The organism is Variovorax sp. GW531-E2 (assembly GCF_059423125.1).
Genome location: NZ_JBWKXQ010000071.1, coordinates 22,012 through 36,924, shown reverse-complemented (window position 1 = coordinate 36,924; position 14,913 = coordinate 22,012). Strand labels below are relative to the sequence as shown.

Genomic DNA, 14,913 nt, shown 5'->3' with positions numbered 1-14,913 from the left:
ACGGCGCGGCCCCACATTCTTGAAACTTACTTCGAGCGAGCGGCCACGATGGCTTCAGCGACGTTACGGGGAGCTTCAGCATAGTGCTTGAACTCCATCGTGTACGTGGCGCGGCCTTGCGTGGCCGAGCGCAGCGTCGTCGAGTAGCCGAACATTTCCGACAGCGGGACTTCAGCCTTGATGAGCTTGCCGCCACCGATCATGTCGTCCATGCCCTGCACCATGCCGCGACGGCTGGACAGGTCGCCCATCACGTTGCCGGCGTAGTCTTCAGGCGTTTCGACTTCCACGGCCATCATCGGCTCGAGGATGACCGGGCTGGCCTTGCGGGCGCCTTCCTTGAAGCCGAAGATCGCGGCCATCTTGAACGCCATTTCGTTCGAGTCCACGTCGTGATACGAACCGAAGTGCAGCGTGACCTTGACGTCGACGACGGGGTAGCCCGCCAGCACGCCTTGCGTCAGCGCTTCCACAACGCCCTTTTCCACGGCGGGGATGTATTCGCGAGGAACCACACCGCCCTTGATGGCATCGACGAACTCGAAGCCCTTGCCAGCTTCCTGCGGTTCGATCTTCAGGATGACGTGACCGTACTGGCCCTTACCACCCGACTGGCGAACGAACTTGCCTTCGGCTTCTTCGACGGTCTTGCGGATCGTTTCGCGGTAAGCCACTTGCGGCTTGCCCACGTTGGCTTCCACGCCGAATTCGCGCTTCATGCGGTCCACGATGATTTCGAGGTGCAGTTCGCCCATGCCGGAGATGATGGTCTGGCCGGATTCTTCGTCGGTGCGCACGCGGAACGACGGATCTTCCGAAGCCAGGCGCTGCAGGGCGATGCCCATCTTTTCCTGGTCGGCCTTGGTCTTGGGCTCGACGGCCTGCGAGATCACGGGCTCGGGGAATTCCATGCGCTCCAGCGTGATCATGGCGTTCGGGTCGCACAGGGTTTCGCCCGTGGTGACGTCCTTCAGGCCCACGCAAGCGGCGATGTCGCCGGCACGGATTTCTTCGATTTCGAGACGTTCGTTGGCGTGCATCTGCACGATACGGCCGATACGCTCTTTCTTGCCCTTGACCGGGTTGTAGACGGTGTCGCCCTTGCTCAGAACGCCCGAGTACACGCGCACGAAGGTCAGCTGGCCGACGTAGGGGTCGGTCATGAGCTTGAATGCCAGCGCCGAGAACTTCTCGCCGTCGTCGGCCTTGCGGGTCACGTCCTGCTCGTCGTCGTCCGTGCCGTGCACCGGAGGAATGTCCAGCGGCGAAGGCATCAGTTCGATCACGGCGTCGAGCATGCGCTGCACGCCCTTGTTCTTGAACGCGCTGCCGCACAGCATCGGCTGGATTTCGCCGGCGATCGTGCGCGTGCGCAGACCGTGGGTGATTTCCTCGAGCGTCAGGTCACCTTCTTCAAGGTACTTGTTCATCAGCTCTTCCGAAGCTTCGGCCGCGCTTTCGACCATCTTCTCGCGCCATTCCTTGGCCAGCTCGACCAGCTCGGCGGGGATCTCGCGCGTTTCGAACTTCATGCCTTGCGAGGCTTCGTCCCAGAAGATCGCCTTCATCAGACGCAGGTCGACCACGCCCTGGAACTTGTCTTCGGCACCGATCGGAATCACGATCGGCACGGGGTTGGCCTTCAGGCGGTCGACCATCATCTGGCGAACGCGGAAGAAGTTGGCGCCGATGCGGTCCATCTTGTTGACGAACGCCAGACGCGGCACCTTGTACTTGTTGGCCTGGCGCCAGACGGTTTCCGATTGGGGCTGCACGCCGCCGACCGAGTCGTACACCATGACGGCGCCGTCCAGCACGCGCATCGAGCGCTCGACTTCAATGGTGAAGTCCACGTGGCCGGGGGTGTCGATGATGTTGATGCGGTGCTCGGGCAGCGAGTGGTCCATGCCCTTCCAGAAGCAGGTCACGGCAGCCGAGGTGATCGTGATGCCACGCTCTTGTTCCTGCTCCATCCAGTCGGTCGTTGCCGCGCCATCGTGCACTTCGCCGAGCTTGTGGGTCACGCCCGTGTAGAACAGGATACGTTCGGTGGTGGTGGTCTTGCCGGCGTCGATGTGCGCGGAGATACCGATGTTGCGGTAGCGCTCGATGGGGGTCTTGCGGGACATGATGTACTTTCGGGTTTAAATGCGTTGAGCGCTGGGCGTCGAGCACGGGCGATTTCGCCCGGTACTCAACCCCCAACGCTCAAGAGACGTGTGTTTTTTAGAAGCGGAAGTGGCTGAAGGCGCGGTTGGCTTCTGCCATGCGGTGCACTTCGTCGCGCTTCTTCATGGCACCGCCACGGCCTTCCGTGGCTTCCATCAGTTCGTTGGCCAGACGCAGGGCCATCGACTTCTCACCGCGCTTGCGGGCAGCTTCCTTGATCCAGCGCATCGACAGGGCGAGGCGACGGACAGGGCGGACTTCGACCGGCACCTGGTAGTTCGCACCACCGACGCGGCGCGACTTCACTTCGACCATCGGCTTCACGTTGTTGATGGCAACGGTGAACGCTTCGAGGGGGTCCTTGTCCGGGTTCTTCTTCTCGATGAAGTCGAGGGCACCGTAGATGATGCGCTCGGCAACAGCCTTCTTGCCGCCTTCCATGATCACGTTCATGAATTTGGACAGCTCGACATTGCCGTACTTGGGATCCGGCAGGATTTCACGTTTGGGGACTTCGCGACGACGTGGCATTTTTCTAACCTCTTTGCTTCAGTTGGCATCGTTTCCGATACCGCGAGAGCCAGTCAGGACTCTCACTTACTCGACCCGACATTGGGTCACTTCGTTCGACAAGCCCGCCAAGGCCATCGAACACCGCTTGTTTTCTGACAGGAAGGCTTAGGCCTTCTTGGGTCGCTTCGCGCCGTACTTGGAACGCGACTGCTTGCGGTCTTTCACGCCTTGCAGGTCGAGCGAACCGCGCACGATGTGGTAACGCACACCGGGCAAGTCCTTGACACGACCGCCGCGAACCAGCACGACGCTGTGTTCTTGCAGGTTGTGGCCTTCGCCGCCGATGTAGGAGATGACTTCGAAGCCATTGGTCAGACGGACCTTGGCAACTTTACGAAGCGCCGAGTTGGGCTTCTTGGGCGTCGTGGTGTAGACGCGGGTGCAGACACCGCGACGTTGCGGCGAGTTCTGCATGGCAGGGCTCTTCGAATTGATCTTCTCGACCGTTCGACCCTGACGCACCAGTTGATTGATGGTTGGCATGAATGAATTAGTCCCAAAACAACCCAGCCTTGGTGGTGAAACCGCCCTTGGTCGTGACTCAAGGAAGCCGGGAATAACGAAAACGTGAAACCCTTCGGAAAATTCCGAAAAGCCCACGAGTATAGCAGGCAGGTCTGAAATGGCAATGTCAGGCGCCTGGAGCGCCCGCCACCGCCTGTTTCAAGGCCGCTTTTTCCTGTCTCTTACTTGATCCAGAGACGCACGGCGTCCCAGGCGCGGCCGAAGACGCCGGCCTGCTCGACCGGCTCCAGGGCGACCAGCGGCACGTCCGCCAGGGGCTGGTCGTCCAGCGTGACCTTGAGCGAGCCGACGGCCTGGTACTTGGTGAACGGCGCGACCAGCGGGTCGGGGCGCGACACCTGCGTCTTGATCTTGCTGGCGGAACCGGTCGGCACCGCGACCACGATGGCCTCGGGGCGGCCCAGCTTCAGCACGTTGGCCTTGCCCTTCCAGACGGCAGGCGTGGCGGCGGGCTGGCCGGCGTCGAACAGGCGCACGGCGTCGTAGGCCGTGTAACCCCAGTTCAGCAGCTTCTGCGACTCGTTGGCACGCACGGCTTCGCTGCTGGCCCCCAGCACGATCGACAGCAGGCGGCGGCCGCCGGTCAGGTTCGGGAAGTCGCGCTTGGCGGTGGCGATCATGCAGTAGCCGGCGGCGTCGGTGTGGCCGGTCTTCAGGCCGTCGACGGTCGGGTCGCGGAACAGCAGCAGGTTGCGGTTGGTGTCGTTGGTCGACGGGGTGCCCGGGTAGCGGTACTTCTTGATGGCGTAGTACTTGGCTTCCTCGGGGAAGTCCCGCACCAGGCGCGTGGCCAGGATGCTCAGATCGCGCGCCGTGGTCGTGTGGCCGGGCGCCGTGAGGCCTTCGGGGTTCTTGTAGGTGGTGTTCTTCATGCCCAGCACCTTGGCCTGGGCGTTCATCATCTCGACGAAGTGCTCCACCGTGCCGCCCACGCCTTCGGCCAGCGCGACCGTGGCGTCGTTGCCCGACTGCACGATCACGCCCTTGATCAGGTCTTCCACCGGCACCTGCATCTTGGGGTCGATGAACATGCGCGAACCGGGCATCTTCCAGGCGCGCGGGCTCACCGGCAGGGTCTGGGTCAGCGTGATCTTCTTGGCGCGCAGCGCATCGAACGCGACGTACGCGGTCATCAGCTTGGTGAGCGAGGCCGGCTCGACGGGGCTGTCGATGTCCTTCTGCGCCAGGATCTGGTTCGCGGTCACGTCCAGCAGCAGGTAGCTGCGCGCAGCGATTTCAGGCGGGGCCGGCATCTGGGCGGCGGCGATCACGCCAACCGAGGCAGCAGCGGTCAGCACCAGTGCGCGAAGCGCAGTGAAAAAACGATTCATGGAGAGTGTGGGAAGAGGCGAAAACAAGCCTGAAAGGCTTTCATTCGGTGCCCGCGCGCAGATGGCGGGCGACCAGGCTTTTGAGCAGCGGCAATTGTCCGTGAAAGAAATGGCCGCCCCCGGGAATAACCGTGACAGGGAGTGACTGGGGACGCGCCCAGTCCATCACTGCGGCGAGAGGCACGGTGTCGTCGGCTTCGCCATGGACCACCAGCGCGCGCTCGTGCGCTTCAGCCGGCAGCGTGGCCACCGAGAAACGCGAGGCGGCCGTGCCGACCAGCACCAGCTGCCGCACGTCGCGTGCGGCCCAGAGCTTCTCGGCCGCGCAGCTGGCCACGAAGGCACCGAAGGAAAAGCCGGCGATGGCCAGCTGGCCCTCGGGCGCGAGCTCGCCGACGACATGCAGCATGTCCTCGAGCTCGCCGCGCCCTTCGTCGTGGACGCCTTCGCTGGCACCCACACCGCGGAAGTTGAAGCGCACGGCCGTCCAGCCGCAGGACACGAAGGCGCGGGCCAGGGTCTGCACGACCTTGTTGTCCATCGTGCCGCCGAACAGCGGGTGCGGATGGGCGATCACTGCGATGCCGCGCGCGTCGCCCGCTGGCAAATCGCGCTGCACCTCGATCACGCCCGCGGCGCCCTGGAGGCTGATTTTTTCGGTCTGGGAGTTCATGGCGCTGGGGTTGGCTGGGCCGGCGATGCCGGCAACGTGCACGGTACGAGCACGGGGTCCGCAGGAAAGTTCAGCGGCCGACGTCGGGCGGCAGCAACAGCCGCTCGACGACCTGGCCGTTCTTCAGGTGCGACTCGACGATCTCGTCGATGTCCTCGGCGTCCACGAAGGTGTACCAGACCGCCTCGGGGTAGACCACCGCCACGGGCCCGCCCGCGCAGCGGTCGAGGCAGCCGGCCTTGTTGACGCGCACCTTGCCGGGCCCGGCGAGCCCCTGCTCCTTCACCTTGGCCTTGCAGCGGTCGAAGCCTTCCTGCGCGTTGTGCAGGGCGCAGGAGTCTTCGCCGTTCTTGCGTTCGTTCAGGCAGAAGAAGATGTGGCGGCCGTAGTAGCCGGACGGCGCGGCGGGAGTGGTGCTGGGCATCGACCGATTTTATGAGCGTGCGTGCTCAGGCCGAGGGCGGCGCCGCGACAGCGCGGCCACCACGTAGACCAGCACCGCGAAGGGCCAGCCCCAGCCCAGCCACTGGGCCAGGCCGTGGAAGCGGATGAAGCGGCCCTGCTCCCAGGTGGCCAGGGTCTGTGCGAAGTAGGCGCTCTCGGGTGCCTGGTTCAGCAGGCTCAGCTGGAGCACGAGCCCCATGAGCAGCAGTGCGCCGCACAGCCGGCGCGGCGCAAAGAGCAGCAGCACGCCCGCGAACACCGCCGCGGCCAGCCCGACCTGCACCGGCAGATCGAGCCAGGCCCACGCATGCTCGGGGCCATAGCTCATGGCCGCCGACAGCGCCGAGGCCGCGACGCCCGCGAGCAGGATGAGCGGCAGCAGCACCGCGCGCTGCACCACGTTGCGCGCCACCAGGTAGCCCAGCAGGCAAGGCACCAGCGCCCCGAGCATCACGCACAGCAGTTCCACGGCCGGCACCAGCGGTTCCAGCTCGAACTGGCGCACCGGCAGCCAGTCGATGAAGGGCGTGTCGAGCAGCCACTCGGAGATCGTCGTTTCCAGCCGCTCGAACACCTGGCCGAGGCCGAAGGTGACGGCGGCGGGGAACAGCAGCGCAAAGGGCCAGAGCGCGAGCAGCACGAGGCCGCCGCGCGCGTCCTCGACGAACCACTGCGAGCGCACGCGGCTCCAGTGGGCGATCGCACCGAGCCGCTCCAGCGCCGCGGCCAGCACCGCGCCGAGCACCGTGCCGGCGGTGTTCAGCCCCAGATCGACGTTGGAAGGAATGCGCGCCGGCAGATAACTTTGCAGCGTCTCCATGGCAAAGGCGATCGCCGCGCCTGCCACCGTGGCGCGCAGCAACGCACGCCACACACTGTGACTGCTGCCCGTGCGCAGCACGCTCAGCGCACACAGAAAACCGAAGGGCACGTAGCCCGCCACGTTCACCCCGAAATCGAAACCCGTCCAGTACTTGGGCCAGGGCGCCGACAGGTAGGCCCAGGGCGCGATCCCCTGGTCACGCCAGTCGGCGAAGGGGTACAGGCTGGCATAGACGATCAGCGCCGCATAGGCCAGCGCCAGGGGGAGCGCGGCAGACTTGTGCGGCATGTCTACCGTCGACACGGGCTCAGAAGGGCTTCACCACCACCAGGATCACGATGCCCAGCAGCAGCAGCACGGGCAGCTCGTTGAACCAGCGGTACCAGCGGTCGCTGCGACGGTTGCCGCCCGCCACAAAACGGCGCAGCAGCACGCCGCAGCCATGGTGGTAGCCGATGGCCACCAGCACCAGGGCCAGCTTGGCGTGCATCCAGCCGTTGCCGGGGCCGCGCCCGATGCCGTAGCCCAGCCAGAGCCAGGCGCCGAACACCAGCGCCGGCACGGCCAGAAAGGTGGTGAAGCGCAGCAACTTGCGCGCCATCAGCAGCAGGCGCTCGCGCTCCGCGACCGACTCGGGGGGCACCATCGCCAGGTTGACGAAGATGCGCGGCAGATAGAACAGCCCGGCAAACCAGCTGGCAATGAAAACAATGTGAAGAGATTTGACCCAGAGCATGGCGGCAGTTTAGTGGTGGCTGCACACTGACCCCTCTTCGGGGCCCTTTGCCAAGGTTTCGGGCAAAAAAAAAGCCCGACGTCTTCACGTCGGGCTGGGAAGCCCTTTTGCTGTCACACATCAAGGCACCCGCTCAGGGAGGAAAAGCGGGGAGCGGCAAGCCGCCCGCTTCAGAATTTAACAAAGACGAAACAAGGTTTCAAGCGATTGAGGCAGTTTCTTTGACTTTTACAACAAAAATCTAGAACTTAAGTTCTATTAATTTCCGTAGTTGTCAGACAACTTGCCTCCAGCAGCGCTGGGCTGCGATTTCGCGCTTCAGGCACAATTTTAGATATATGACGTCACCATTTTCCCCGCTCGCGATGTTCCCCGCCGGCCGCCCGCGACGGCTGCGCCGCGATGCCTTCACCCGCAACCTGGTGCGCGAGCATGCGCTGACGACGAACGACCTGATCTACCCGGTGTTCGTGCAGGAAGGCGAGAAGCGCCGCGACGCCGTGCCCTCGATGCCCGGCGTGGACCGCCTGAGCCTGGACCTGCTGCTGCCCGTGGCCGAGCAGTGCGTGCAGGCCGGCATCCCGGTGATGGCGCTGTTCCCGGTGATCGACGCCAGCCTCAAGACGCCCGCGGGCGACGAGGCCTTCAACCCCGACGGGCTGATTCCCCGCGTGGTGGCCGCCCTCAAGGCACGCTTCCCCGAGCTGGGCGTGATGACCGACGTGGCGCTCGACCCCTACACCAGCCACGGCCAGGACGGCCTGCTCGACGACACCGGCTACATCCTCAACGACGCGACCGTTGAAGTGCTTGTGAAGCAGGCACTCACACAATCGCAATCTGGCGTCGATATTGTGGCACCGAGCGACATGATGGACGGCCGCATCGGCGCGATCCGCACCGCGCTCGAAGCCCGCGGCGACATCCACACGCGCATCATGGCCTACAGCGCCAAGTACGCCAGCGCCTTCTACGGCCCCTTCCGCGACGCCGTCGGCTCGGCTGCGACGCTCGGCAAGAGCAACAAGAAGGTCTACCAGATGGACCCGGGCAACAGCGACGAGGCGCTGCGCGAGGTCGCCATCGACATCGCCGAAGGCGCCGACATGGTCATGGTGAAGCCCGGCATGCCCTACCTGGACATCGTGCGCCGCGTGAAGGACGAGTTCCGAGTGCCGACCTTCGCCTACCAGGTGAGCGGCGAGTACGCCATGCTGAAGGCCGCAGCCCAGAACGGCTGGCTCGACCACGACGCCGTGGTGCTCGAAAGCCTGCTGGCCTTCAAGCGCGCCGGTGCCGACGGCGTGCTGACCTACTTCGCGCTTGACGCCGCCCGGTTGCTACAAAAATAATAGCTACTGCGGCATGCCTGCCGCACCTCCACGGCACTTCTGGCGTGGAAGAAGAACCACCGGGGGCGAGTGTCCATGCGCATCTTCGAAATCAGCCGCTCGCAGGTCAGCGAGCACGCCTCGCTGGCGCCGCTGGCCGTGCCGGGCGCCTGCGCCGCCGCCAGCTACCTCTGGATTTCGCTGACGCGCGACGAATTCCGCGCCGCCCAGCCCGAGGTGCAGCAGATCCTGCAGACGCTGTGCCAGACCCAGCTGGTCGACCTGCACGTGGCCGACCTGCTCAACGACCAGTTGCCCTCGCACTACGACTACACCTCGCTGTACGACGTGCTGGTGTTCCGCCGCCTGGCCACGGGCAACGGCCAGGACAGCGCTGAACCCTCACCTTCACCCTCAACGCCGCAACGCCCGTCGCGCGGCGGCCCGCCGGTGCTGCGCCGCATCGACACCCGCCCCGTCGGCTTCGCGGTGTTCGACCGCGTGCTGCTCTCGGTGCACCCCGAGGACGGCACGGTGCGCGATGCCTTCGCCGCCCGGCTGCTGGCGGCCGCCTCGTCCGACGACCGCGGCACGCCCGCGCTCGACGTGCGTGCCACCTCGGCCCGCCTGCCGGCGAGCCCCGCCGACCTGATGCTGCGCATCGTCAACCTGATCGTCGACGGCTACCTCGACATGCGGCGCGAGCTCACGAAGCAGCTCGACCACTGGCAGACCGAGCTCATCGACCCGCGCAGCCGCTTCACCAACTGGAGCGCGCTGATGGAGGCGCGCCAGTCGCTGCACCGGCTGGACGAGATCTGCGAAGACCAGCGCGCCGCCATGCAGGACTGGATCGATTCGCTCGAAACCCTGCCCGTGCCGCAGGGCGAGACCGCGCAGCGCGAGCGCGACCTGATCATGGTGCGCAGCCGCGACGTGCTGGAGCACATCCAGCGCGTGGTGCACCACGTGCACCGGCTCGAGCAGAACGCCGAGACGGCCGTGCAGATGCACTTCAGCGTCCAGGGCCACCGGGCCAACGACATCATGCGGGTGCTGACCGTGCTCACCGCCATCTTCCTGCCGCTCAACCTCATCGCCGGCATCTTCGGCATGAACTTCGAGTTCATCCCGCTGGTGCACAAGGCGGACGGCTTCTGGATCGCAATGTCGGCCATGCTGGTCATCGCGGTGCTGCTGGTCCTGATCTTCTGGCGCAAGCGCTACCTCGCCCGCACGCGCTGAGCGCCCATGAAAAAAGCCACGCGGATGCGTGGCTTTTCTTGTCAGCTCGGGCCGCCCCGGAAGGCAGCTGGCTTCGCGGCCAATTACTTGGCGACGGCGCCCGAACCTTGCTGGGCTTGAACGCGTGCGTCCATCGGGTTCACCATGGTCGAGATGACCTTGCTGTTGACGCGCGAACCCGAGGTCACGTTCTGGTCGGGAGCGTAGGCCGTGCGGATGGCTTCGGCTTCGACGATCGAACGGTCCTTCGACACGGCCACGGTTTCCGCGCCGCGCGAACCACGCACGACGTTCTGGTTCGGGGCTGCGGCGGTGCGCTGGGCTTCGGCGTTGACTTCGTCGCGGCTCTTGGACGAGATCACTTGGGTCACGCCTTGGTACGTCTCGGCTTGGGCGCCGGTGGCGGCCAGGAGGGTCAGGGCGGCGGCTGCGAAAATGTGCGAGGTCTTCATGTCTGTTCCTTGTGTTCGGCTAGATGGGATGTCCACCAGGCTTGCACGTTGGCTCGCCTGTGCGGCGAGTGTCAGCCGGAATTCCTTCGGGAAAACACTCGGTTCAGAGACACGGTGTTTCCTGTAGCGAAACAATCAGTCAACAAAGTCGTGCACGCAAAAAAACCGGGCACAAGGCGCCTGACTGCTTCCGGCTTACACCAGAACCCCGCGCCAGTCCTATCCGGCAAAACCCCCGAGAATCGGCACACCGCGCTCCCTCGCGAAAAACAACGGGTTTCACTGACATGGACAGTCTCGATCTGATCAAAACCTTCCGGGAAGTCGCCTCGCACGGCAGCTTCTCCCAGGCCGCCAAGCGGCTCGACATGTCGAAGGCCACGGTCAGCAAGTACGTCGCCGAACTCGAGACCCGCTTCGGCGTGCGCCTGCTCAACCGCTCCACGCGTTCCGTCAGCCTCACCGACGCCGGCCAGCTGCTGCTCGAACGCAGCACGCCGATGCTCGAGATGGTCGAGCTCACCCAGGCCGAACTGCAGGAGCGCGCCAGCCAGCCCGGCGGCCGGCTGCGCATCTCGGCCCCGCACGGCATGGGCAACGGCGAGTTCCCCGACCTGCTGGCCGACTTCATGCGCCACTACCCCGACGTGAGCATCAGCCTGCAGCTGACCAACCGCACCGTCGACCTCGCCGAGGAAGGCATCGACGTCGACATCCGCAGCGGCCCGGTGGAAGACGCCAACCTCATCGTGCGCAAGCTGCGGCTCATCCACATGGTGGTCTGCGCCTCGCCGGTCTACTGGAAGAAGCACGGCAAGCCCGCGCACCCGCAGGAGCTCGCCCATCACGAGGCGCTGACCCATTCGCTGCTGGGCACGCAGCCCGCGTGGCGCTTCGATGACAACGGCCAGCCGCTGGACGTGCAAGTCAAGAGCCGCATGGACTGCACTGAAGGCGCGCCGCTGATCCGCGTCGCGATGCGCGGCTTCGGTGTGATCTACCTGCCCTCGCTGCTGGTGCAGTCGCACATCGACAGCGGCGAGCTGGTGCCGGTGCTCGAAGGCTATGCGCGCAAGGACATGTGGCTGTCGGCCGCCTACCTGCAGCGGCGCCACAACAGCGCGGCGCTGCGCGCGCTGCTCGATTTCCTGCAGACGCGGGTCGGCGCCAAGAAATAGAAATGAAAAAGCCCGGCACTGCCGGGCTTTTTTCTTGGGACGTGCCGGATCAGCCGACGTGCTTGGCAAAGAAGGCCAGCACACGCTCACGCGCCGGCTTCGCCGCCTCGGCGTTGTACGAACCGCGCTGGTCGCAGTTGAAGCCGTGGTCGGCCTCGTAGACGTGCACTTCCACCTCGGGGTGCGCCTTCTTGAAGGCCTCGATGGTGTCCAGCGGAATCCAGTGGTCGCGGTTGCCGAACTGCGCGAGCACCGGCACCTTCGGCTGGCGCGCGCTTTCTTCCGGCGTCGTCATGCCGCCACCGTAGTACGGTGCGGCAGCGGCCAGGCCCGGCAGCAGGGCCGCGGCGCGCCAGACCAGCAGGCCGCCCCAGCAGTAACCGACGATGCCGACCTTGCCCGCCTTCGAGGCGTAGGCGATCGCGGCTTCCAGGTCCTGCAACACGCCGGGCGCGGGCAGCGCCTCGACCGCGGTCTTGTAGCCGAAGCCGGTCTTCATGTCGTCGTCGCTGTAGCCCAGCTCGACGCCGGGCTTGACGCGGTGGAAGGTCGACGGCGCCACGGCCAGGTAGCCGTCGGCCGCATAGCCGTCAGCCACCGAGCGGATGTGCGAGTTCACGCCGAAGATTTCCGGCACCACCACCACGGCGCCGCGCGGCGTGCCCGCGGGCTCGGCCACGTAGGCGGGAAAGGTGAAGCCGTCTTTGGCGGTGAGGTCGATGAATTGGCCCATGGGGTTCTCCTGAAACGATGGAATGAAAAAGAAAAAGCGGGTCGGCTTGCGCCGTTACGCGCGCAGCGCCCGCTCGACGAAATCGAGCCGGTCCTGGCCCCAGAAGATCTCGCCGTCGATCACGTAGCTCGGCGCACCGAACACCTGGATGTCGATCGCTTCCTGCGTGTAAGCCTCGTAACGTTCCTGCACCGCCTGGCTCTGCGATTGCTCGGCGCGCTTGGCCGGCAGGCCGCATTCCGCGACCAGGGCTTCGAGCAGGTTCGGGTCGCCGATGTTCCGCTCCTGCACCCACACGGCCGCAAACACCGCCGCACTGATGCGCATCGCGGCCTCGGTGCCGTCGTGCAGGTCGACCGCGATGATCAACCGCGCCGCATCGTCGCCGGCCACCGGAAAGAACTTCGGCTTCGGGTTCAGCGGCAGGCCCAGGTGCTTCGAGAAGCGCGCCAGCTCGAGCAGCCGGTAGGCCTGGCGCTGCGGTGCGCGCTTGCCCAGCGGCAGGCCACCCGACACGGGGAACACGCTGCCCATGTCGATGGGCCGCACGCGCACGGTGGCGCCGGCGGCCGCGGCGATGGCGGCAAAGCGGGTATGCCCCAGATAGGTCCACGGACTCTGTGGCGCAAAGTAATAGTCGATCGTCTTGTGCATTCAGTAACCTCCGTGCTGCGCACTGCGGTGCGAGCTGGCTTGGGGCGGCGCGGCGCTCACGCGCCAGCCCTCGGTGATGTAATCCAGGCCGTCGGTTTTAACTGACACACAGTTTCTCTGCAGGAGGTGGGATTTGGACCAGGTGCTCTTGATCACCGGCGGTGGACGCGGCATTGGTGCCGCCACGGCCTTGCTCGCCGCGAAGCGCGGCTACGCCGTGGCCGTGAACTACGCCAGCAACTCGCTGGCCGCCGACGAGGTGGTGCGCACCATCCGCGCGGGCGGCGGCACCGCCATGGCGGTGCAGGCCGACGTGGGCGATGAGGCCCAGGTGCTTGCGATGTTCGCGAAGGTCGACGCCAAGCTGGGGCGCCTCACCGCGCTCGTGAACAACGCCGGCGTGGTCGACGTGCAGGCGCGCGTCGACGAGATGAGCGTGGCGCGGCTGGAACGCATGTTCCGCATCAACGTGATCGGCAGCTTCGTCTGCGCACGCGAAGCCGTGCGCCGCATGAGCACGAAGCACGGCGGCGAAGGCGGCGCCATCGTCAACATCTCCAGCGGCGCCGCGCGCATCGGCTCGCCCGGCCAGTACGTCGACTACGCGGCCAGCAAGGCGGCCATCGACACCTTCACCATCGGCCTGGCCAAGGAAGTGGCCGACGAAGGCATCCGCGTGAACGCGGTGCGCCCCGGCGTGATCGACACCGACATCCACGCCTCCGGAGGCCAGCCTGGCCGCGCCGCCGAGATGGGCCCAGGCGTGCCGATGAAGCGCAGCGGCACCGCCGAAGAAATTGCCGGTGCCGTCCTGTGGCTGCTCTCGCCCGAGGCGAGCTACACCACCATGGCCCTGCTCGACGTGACCGGAGGACGCTGAGCCATGAGCACCTCCATGGACCTCATCAAGCCGCTGGTCACGCTGGTGGCCATCGTCAACCCGCTGGCCATCGTGCCCTTCTTCATCCACTACACGCAGGACTACTCCGACGCCCAGCGCAAGCGCACGGTGCGCATGTCGGCCTTCAGCGCCTTCGTGGTGATTGCCGTGAGCGCGCTCATCGGGCTGCAGCTGCTGTCCTTCTTCGGCATCTCGATCGCGAGCTTCCAGGTCGGCGGCGGGCTGCTGCTGCTCATGAGCTCGATCTCGATGCTCAACGCGCAACCGGCCGAGAGCAAGACCAACGTCGATGAGTTGCGCGCCACCGAAGTGAAGGCGTCGATGGGCGCCTCCATCGCGGTGGTGCCGCTCACGATTCCGCTGCTCACCGGCCCGGCCGCCATATCCACCGTAGTGATCTACGCCGACAAGACGCAGCACCTGTGGGAGCTGGGGCTGCTGGTCGGCTATGGCGTGGTCGTAGCGCTGGCGACCGCACTGGCCTTTTCGCTCGCGCAGCCGATCGCGCGGGTGCTCGGCAAGACCGGCATCAACATCATGACGCGGCTGATGGGCCTGATCCTCGCGGCACTCGCGGTCGAGGTGATGGCCGACGGGCTCGGCAAGCTGTTCCCGATCCTGTCGAAAGTCGCCTGAGCAGGTTCAGGCCAGCATCTTCTCGATGATCTTCCAGTGCGCCGGCTCGACCGGCATGATCGACAGCCGGTTGCCCTTGCGCAGCACGACCAGATCGGCCAGCTCGGGCTTGGCGCGCAGCTCGGGCAGCGACAGCAGCCGCGTCTTGCGCAGCGCCTGCACGTCGACCAGCAGCCAGCGCGGGTCTTCCTTCTTCGCGCCGGCGTCGTAGTACGGCGACTTTGGGTCGAACTGCGTCGGATCGGGCTGGATGCCAGAGGCCACGCGCGCGATGCCGGCGATGCCGGGCTCGGGACAGCTCGAGTGATAGAACAGCACGCCGTCGCCGACCTTCATGCCATCGCGCATGAAGTTGCGTGCCTGGTAGTTGCGCACGCCGGTCCACGCCACGGTGGCATCGGGCGCGGCGAGGGCATCGTCGATCGAGACCTCGTCGGGCTCGGATTTCATCAACCAGTACTGGGGCATGGCGGCAGTCTCGCGAAGGGGATTTCGCGGAATATAGCCGC

17 protein-coding genes are annotated in these 14,913 nt (G+C 65.7%); 5 read left to right on the top strand and 12 right to left on the bottom strand.

Translation table 11 applies throughout. The annotated features are described in order from the left end of the window. Nucleotides 1–26 precede the first annotated feature (26 nt). The 8 genes from fusA to AC07XP_RS28200 all read right to left on the bottom strand — a co-directional run bounded on the left by fusA (nt 27) and on the right by AC07XP_RS28200 (nt 7,274). Nucleotides 27–2,129 carry an elongation factor G gene (gene fusA / locus AC07XP_RS28235; RefSeq protein ID WP_062478855.1) on the bottom strand — a complete coding sequence of 701 codons (2,103 nt, stop codon included), beginning with the start codon at nt 2,127–2,129 and terminating at the stop codon, nt 27–29. 97 nt (nt 2,130–2,226) lie between these two features. Continuing rightward, a complete protein-coding gene (rpsG, locus tag AC07XP_RS28230; RefSeq protein WP_007829591.1) occupies nt 2,227–2,700 on the bottom strand; it encodes a 30S ribosomal protein S7 in 474 nt (157 codons plus the stop codon). A gap of 147 nt (nt 2,701–2,847) precedes the next feature. Further along, a complete protein-coding gene (rpsL, locus tag AC07XP_RS28225) occupies nt 2,848–3,225 on the bottom strand; it encodes a 30S ribosomal protein S12 (protein WP_013543948.1) in 378 nt (125 codons plus the stop codon). A gap of 203 nt (nt 3,226–3,428) precedes the next feature. Further along, entirely contained in the window at nt 3,429–4,598 is a 1,170-nt protein-coding gene (locus AC07XP_RS28220; RefSeq protein WP_070061890.1) for a D-alanyl-D-alanine carboxypeptidase family protein, read from the bottom strand. A gap of 40 nt (nt 4,599–4,638) precedes the next feature. Next, nucleotides 4,639–5,271, bottom strand: coding sequence for an alpha/beta hydrolase (locus AC07XP_RS28215; RefSeq protein WP_495266517.1), 633 nt, complete (start codon nt 5,269–5,271; stop codon nt 4,639–4,641). A gap of 70 nt (nt 5,272–5,341) precedes the next feature. Continuing rightward, complete coding sequence (locus tag AC07XP_RS28210; RefSeq protein WP_062478851.1) at nt 5,342–5,695, bottom strand: (2Fe-2S) ferredoxin domain-containing protein; 354 nt, start codon at nt 5,693–5,695, stop codon at nt 5,342–5,344. A 9-nt stretch (nt 5,696–5,704) separates the two neighbouring features. Further along, entirely contained in the window at nt 5,705–6,826 is a 1,122-nt protein-coding gene (locus AC07XP_RS28205) for a VanZ family protein (RefSeq protein WP_159274731.1), read from the bottom strand. A 19-nt stretch (nt 6,827–6,845) separates the two neighbouring features. Beyond that, a complete protein-coding gene (locus AC07XP_RS28200; RefSeq protein WP_319357767.1) occupies nt 6,846–7,274 on the bottom strand; it encodes a CopD family protein in 429 nt (142 codons plus the stop codon). A 338-nt stretch (nt 7,275–7,612) separates the two neighbouring features. Between AC07XP_RS28200 and hemB the strand changes: the two genes are divergently transcribed. Both hemB and AC07XP_RS28190 read left to right on the top strand, forming a co-directional pair. After that, complete coding sequence (hemB, locus tag AC07XP_RS28195; protein ID WP_495266516.1) at nt 7,613–8,626, top strand: porphobilinogen synthase; 1,014 nt, start codon at nt 7,613–7,615, stop codon at nt 8,624–8,626. A gap of 75 nt (nt 8,627–8,701) precedes the next feature. Next, entirely contained in the window at nt 8,702–9,850 is a 1,149-nt protein-coding gene (locus AC07XP_RS28190) for a magnesium transporter CorA family protein (protein ID WP_495266515.1), read from the top strand. Nucleotides 9,851–9,933: 83 nt separating this feature from the next. Here the strand turns inward: AC07XP_RS28190 and AC07XP_RS28185 are convergent, their stop codons facing one another. Then, complete coding sequence (locus tag AC07XP_RS28185) at nt 9,934–10,302, bottom strand: hypothetical protein (RefSeq protein WP_062478764.1); 369 nt, start codon at nt 10,300–10,302, stop codon at nt 9,934–9,936. Between the two features lie 287 nt (nt 10,303–10,589). Here AC07XP_RS28185 and AC07XP_RS28180 point away from each other — a divergent pair, with 287 nt between their 5' ends. After that, the gene (locus AC07XP_RS28180) at nt 10,590–11,480 is read left to right on the top strand and encodes a LysR family transcriptional regulator (protein WP_070061881.1); all 891 of its coding nucleotides are present in this window, start codon (nt 10,590–10,592) and stop codon (nt 11,478–11,480) included. Nucleotides 11,481–11,529: 49 nt separating this feature from the next. On the opposite strand, the gene AC07XP_RS28175 is transcribed toward AC07XP_RS28180, so the two are convergent. Next, a complete protein-coding gene (locus AC07XP_RS28175; RefSeq protein WP_070061880.1) occupies nt 11,530–12,213 on the bottom strand; it encodes a dienelactone hydrolase family protein in 684 nt (227 codons plus the stop codon). A gap of 54 nt (nt 12,214–12,267) precedes the next feature. Then, nucleotides 12,268–12,867, bottom strand: a complete 600-nt coding sequence (locus AC07XP_RS28170) for a 2-hydroxychromene-2-carboxylate isomerase (protein WP_139700430.1) — start codon at nt 12,865–12,867, stop codon at nt 12,268–12,270. A 133-nt stretch (nt 12,868–13,000) separates the two neighbouring features. On the opposite strand from AC07XP_RS28170, the gene AC07XP_RS28165 reads away from it, so the two are divergent. Both AC07XP_RS28165 and AC07XP_RS28160 read left to right on the top strand, forming a co-directional pair. Beyond that, complete coding sequence (locus AC07XP_RS28165; RefSeq protein WP_447747690.1) at nt 13,001–13,747, top strand: SDR family oxidoreductase; 747 nt, start codon at nt 13,001–13,003, stop codon at nt 13,745–13,747. Between the two features lie 3 nt (nt 13,748–13,750). Further along, nucleotides 13,751–14,404: a MarC family protein gene (locus tag AC07XP_RS28160; RefSeq protein WP_099793548.1), complete on the top strand. Its 654-nt coding sequence runs from the start codon at nt 13,751–13,753 to the stop codon at nt 14,402–14,404. A 6-nt stretch (nt 14,405–14,410) separates the two neighbouring features. Here AC07XP_RS28160 and AC07XP_RS28155 read toward each other — a convergent pair whose 3' ends face one another. After that, on the bottom strand, nt 14,411–14,872 hold the full coding sequence (locus tag AC07XP_RS28155; RefSeq protein ID WP_495266514.1) for an EVE domain-containing protein: 462 nt from the start codon (nt 14,870–14,872) through the stop codon (nt 14,411–14,413). Nucleotides 14,873–14,913 lie beyond the last annotated feature (41 nt).

What these genes read in the sequence shown, in the direction of transcription:
- rpsL (WP_013543948.1), bottom strand. Translation starts at nt 3,225, where the DNA reads ATGCCAACCATCAATCAACTGGTGCGTCAGGGTCGAACGGTCGAGAAG.
- AC07XP_RS28160 (WP_099793548.1), top strand. Translation starts at nt 13,751, where the DNA reads ATGAGCACCTCCATGGACCTCATCAAGCCGCTGGTCACGCTGGTGGCC.
- AC07XP_RS28190 (WP_495266515.1), top strand. Translation starts at nt 8,702, where the DNA reads ATGCGCATCTTCGAAATCAGCCGCTCGCAGGTCAGCGAGCACGCCTCG.
- hemB (WP_495266516.1), top strand. Translation starts at nt 7,613, where the DNA reads ATGACGTCACCATTTTCCCCGCTCGCGATGTTCCCCGCCGGCCGCCCG.
- AC07XP_RS28220 (WP_070061890.1), bottom strand. Translation starts at nt 4,598, where the DNA reads ATGAATCGTTTTTTCACTGCGCTTCGCGCACTGGTGCTGACCGCTGCT.
- AC07XP_RS28215 (WP_495266517.1), bottom strand. Translation starts at nt 5,271, where the DNA reads ATGAACTCCCAGACCGAAAAAATCAGCCTCCAGGGCGCCGCGGGCGTG.
- AC07XP_RS28170 (WP_139700430.1), bottom strand. Translation starts at nt 12,867, where the DNA reads ATGCACAAGACGATCGACTATTACTTTGCGCCACAGAGTCCGTGGACC.
- AC07XP_RS28175 (WP_070061880.1), bottom strand. Translation starts at nt 12,213, where the DNA reads ATGGGCCAATTCATCGACCTCACCGCCAAAGACGGCTTCACCTTTCCC.
- AC07XP_RS28185 (WP_062478764.1), bottom strand. Translation starts at nt 10,302, where the DNA reads ATGAAGACCTCGCACATTTTCGCAGCCGCCGCCCTGACCCTCCTGGCC.
- AC07XP_RS28155 (WP_495266514.1), bottom strand. Translation starts at nt 14,872, where the DNA reads ATGCCCCAGTACTGGTTGATGAAATCCGAGCCCGACGAGGTCTCGATC.
- AC07XP_RS28180 (WP_070061881.1), top strand. Translation starts at nt 10,590, where the DNA reads ATGGACAGTCTCGATCTGATCAAAACCTTCCGGGAAGTCGCCTCGCAC.
- fusA (WP_062478855.1), bottom strand. Translation starts at nt 2,129, where the DNA reads ATGTCCCGCAAGACCCCCATCGAGCGCTACCGCAACATCGGTATCTCC.
- AC07XP_RS28205 (WP_159274731.1), bottom strand. Translation starts at nt 6,826, where the DNA reads ATGCCGCACAAGTCTGCCGCGCTCCCCCTGGCGCTGGCCTATGCGGCG.
- AC07XP_RS28210 (WP_062478851.1), bottom strand. Translation starts at nt 5,695, where the DNA reads ATGCCCAGCACCACTCCCGCCGCGCCGTCCGGCTACTACGGCCGCCAC.
- rpsG (WP_007829591.1), bottom strand. Translation starts at nt 2,700, where the DNA reads ATGCCACGTCGTCGCGAAGTCCCCAAACGTGAAATCCTGCCGGATCCC.
- AC07XP_RS28200 (WP_319357767.1), bottom strand. Translation starts at nt 7,274, where the DNA reads ATGCTCTGGGTCAAATCTCTTCACATTGTTTTCATTGCCAGCTGGTTT.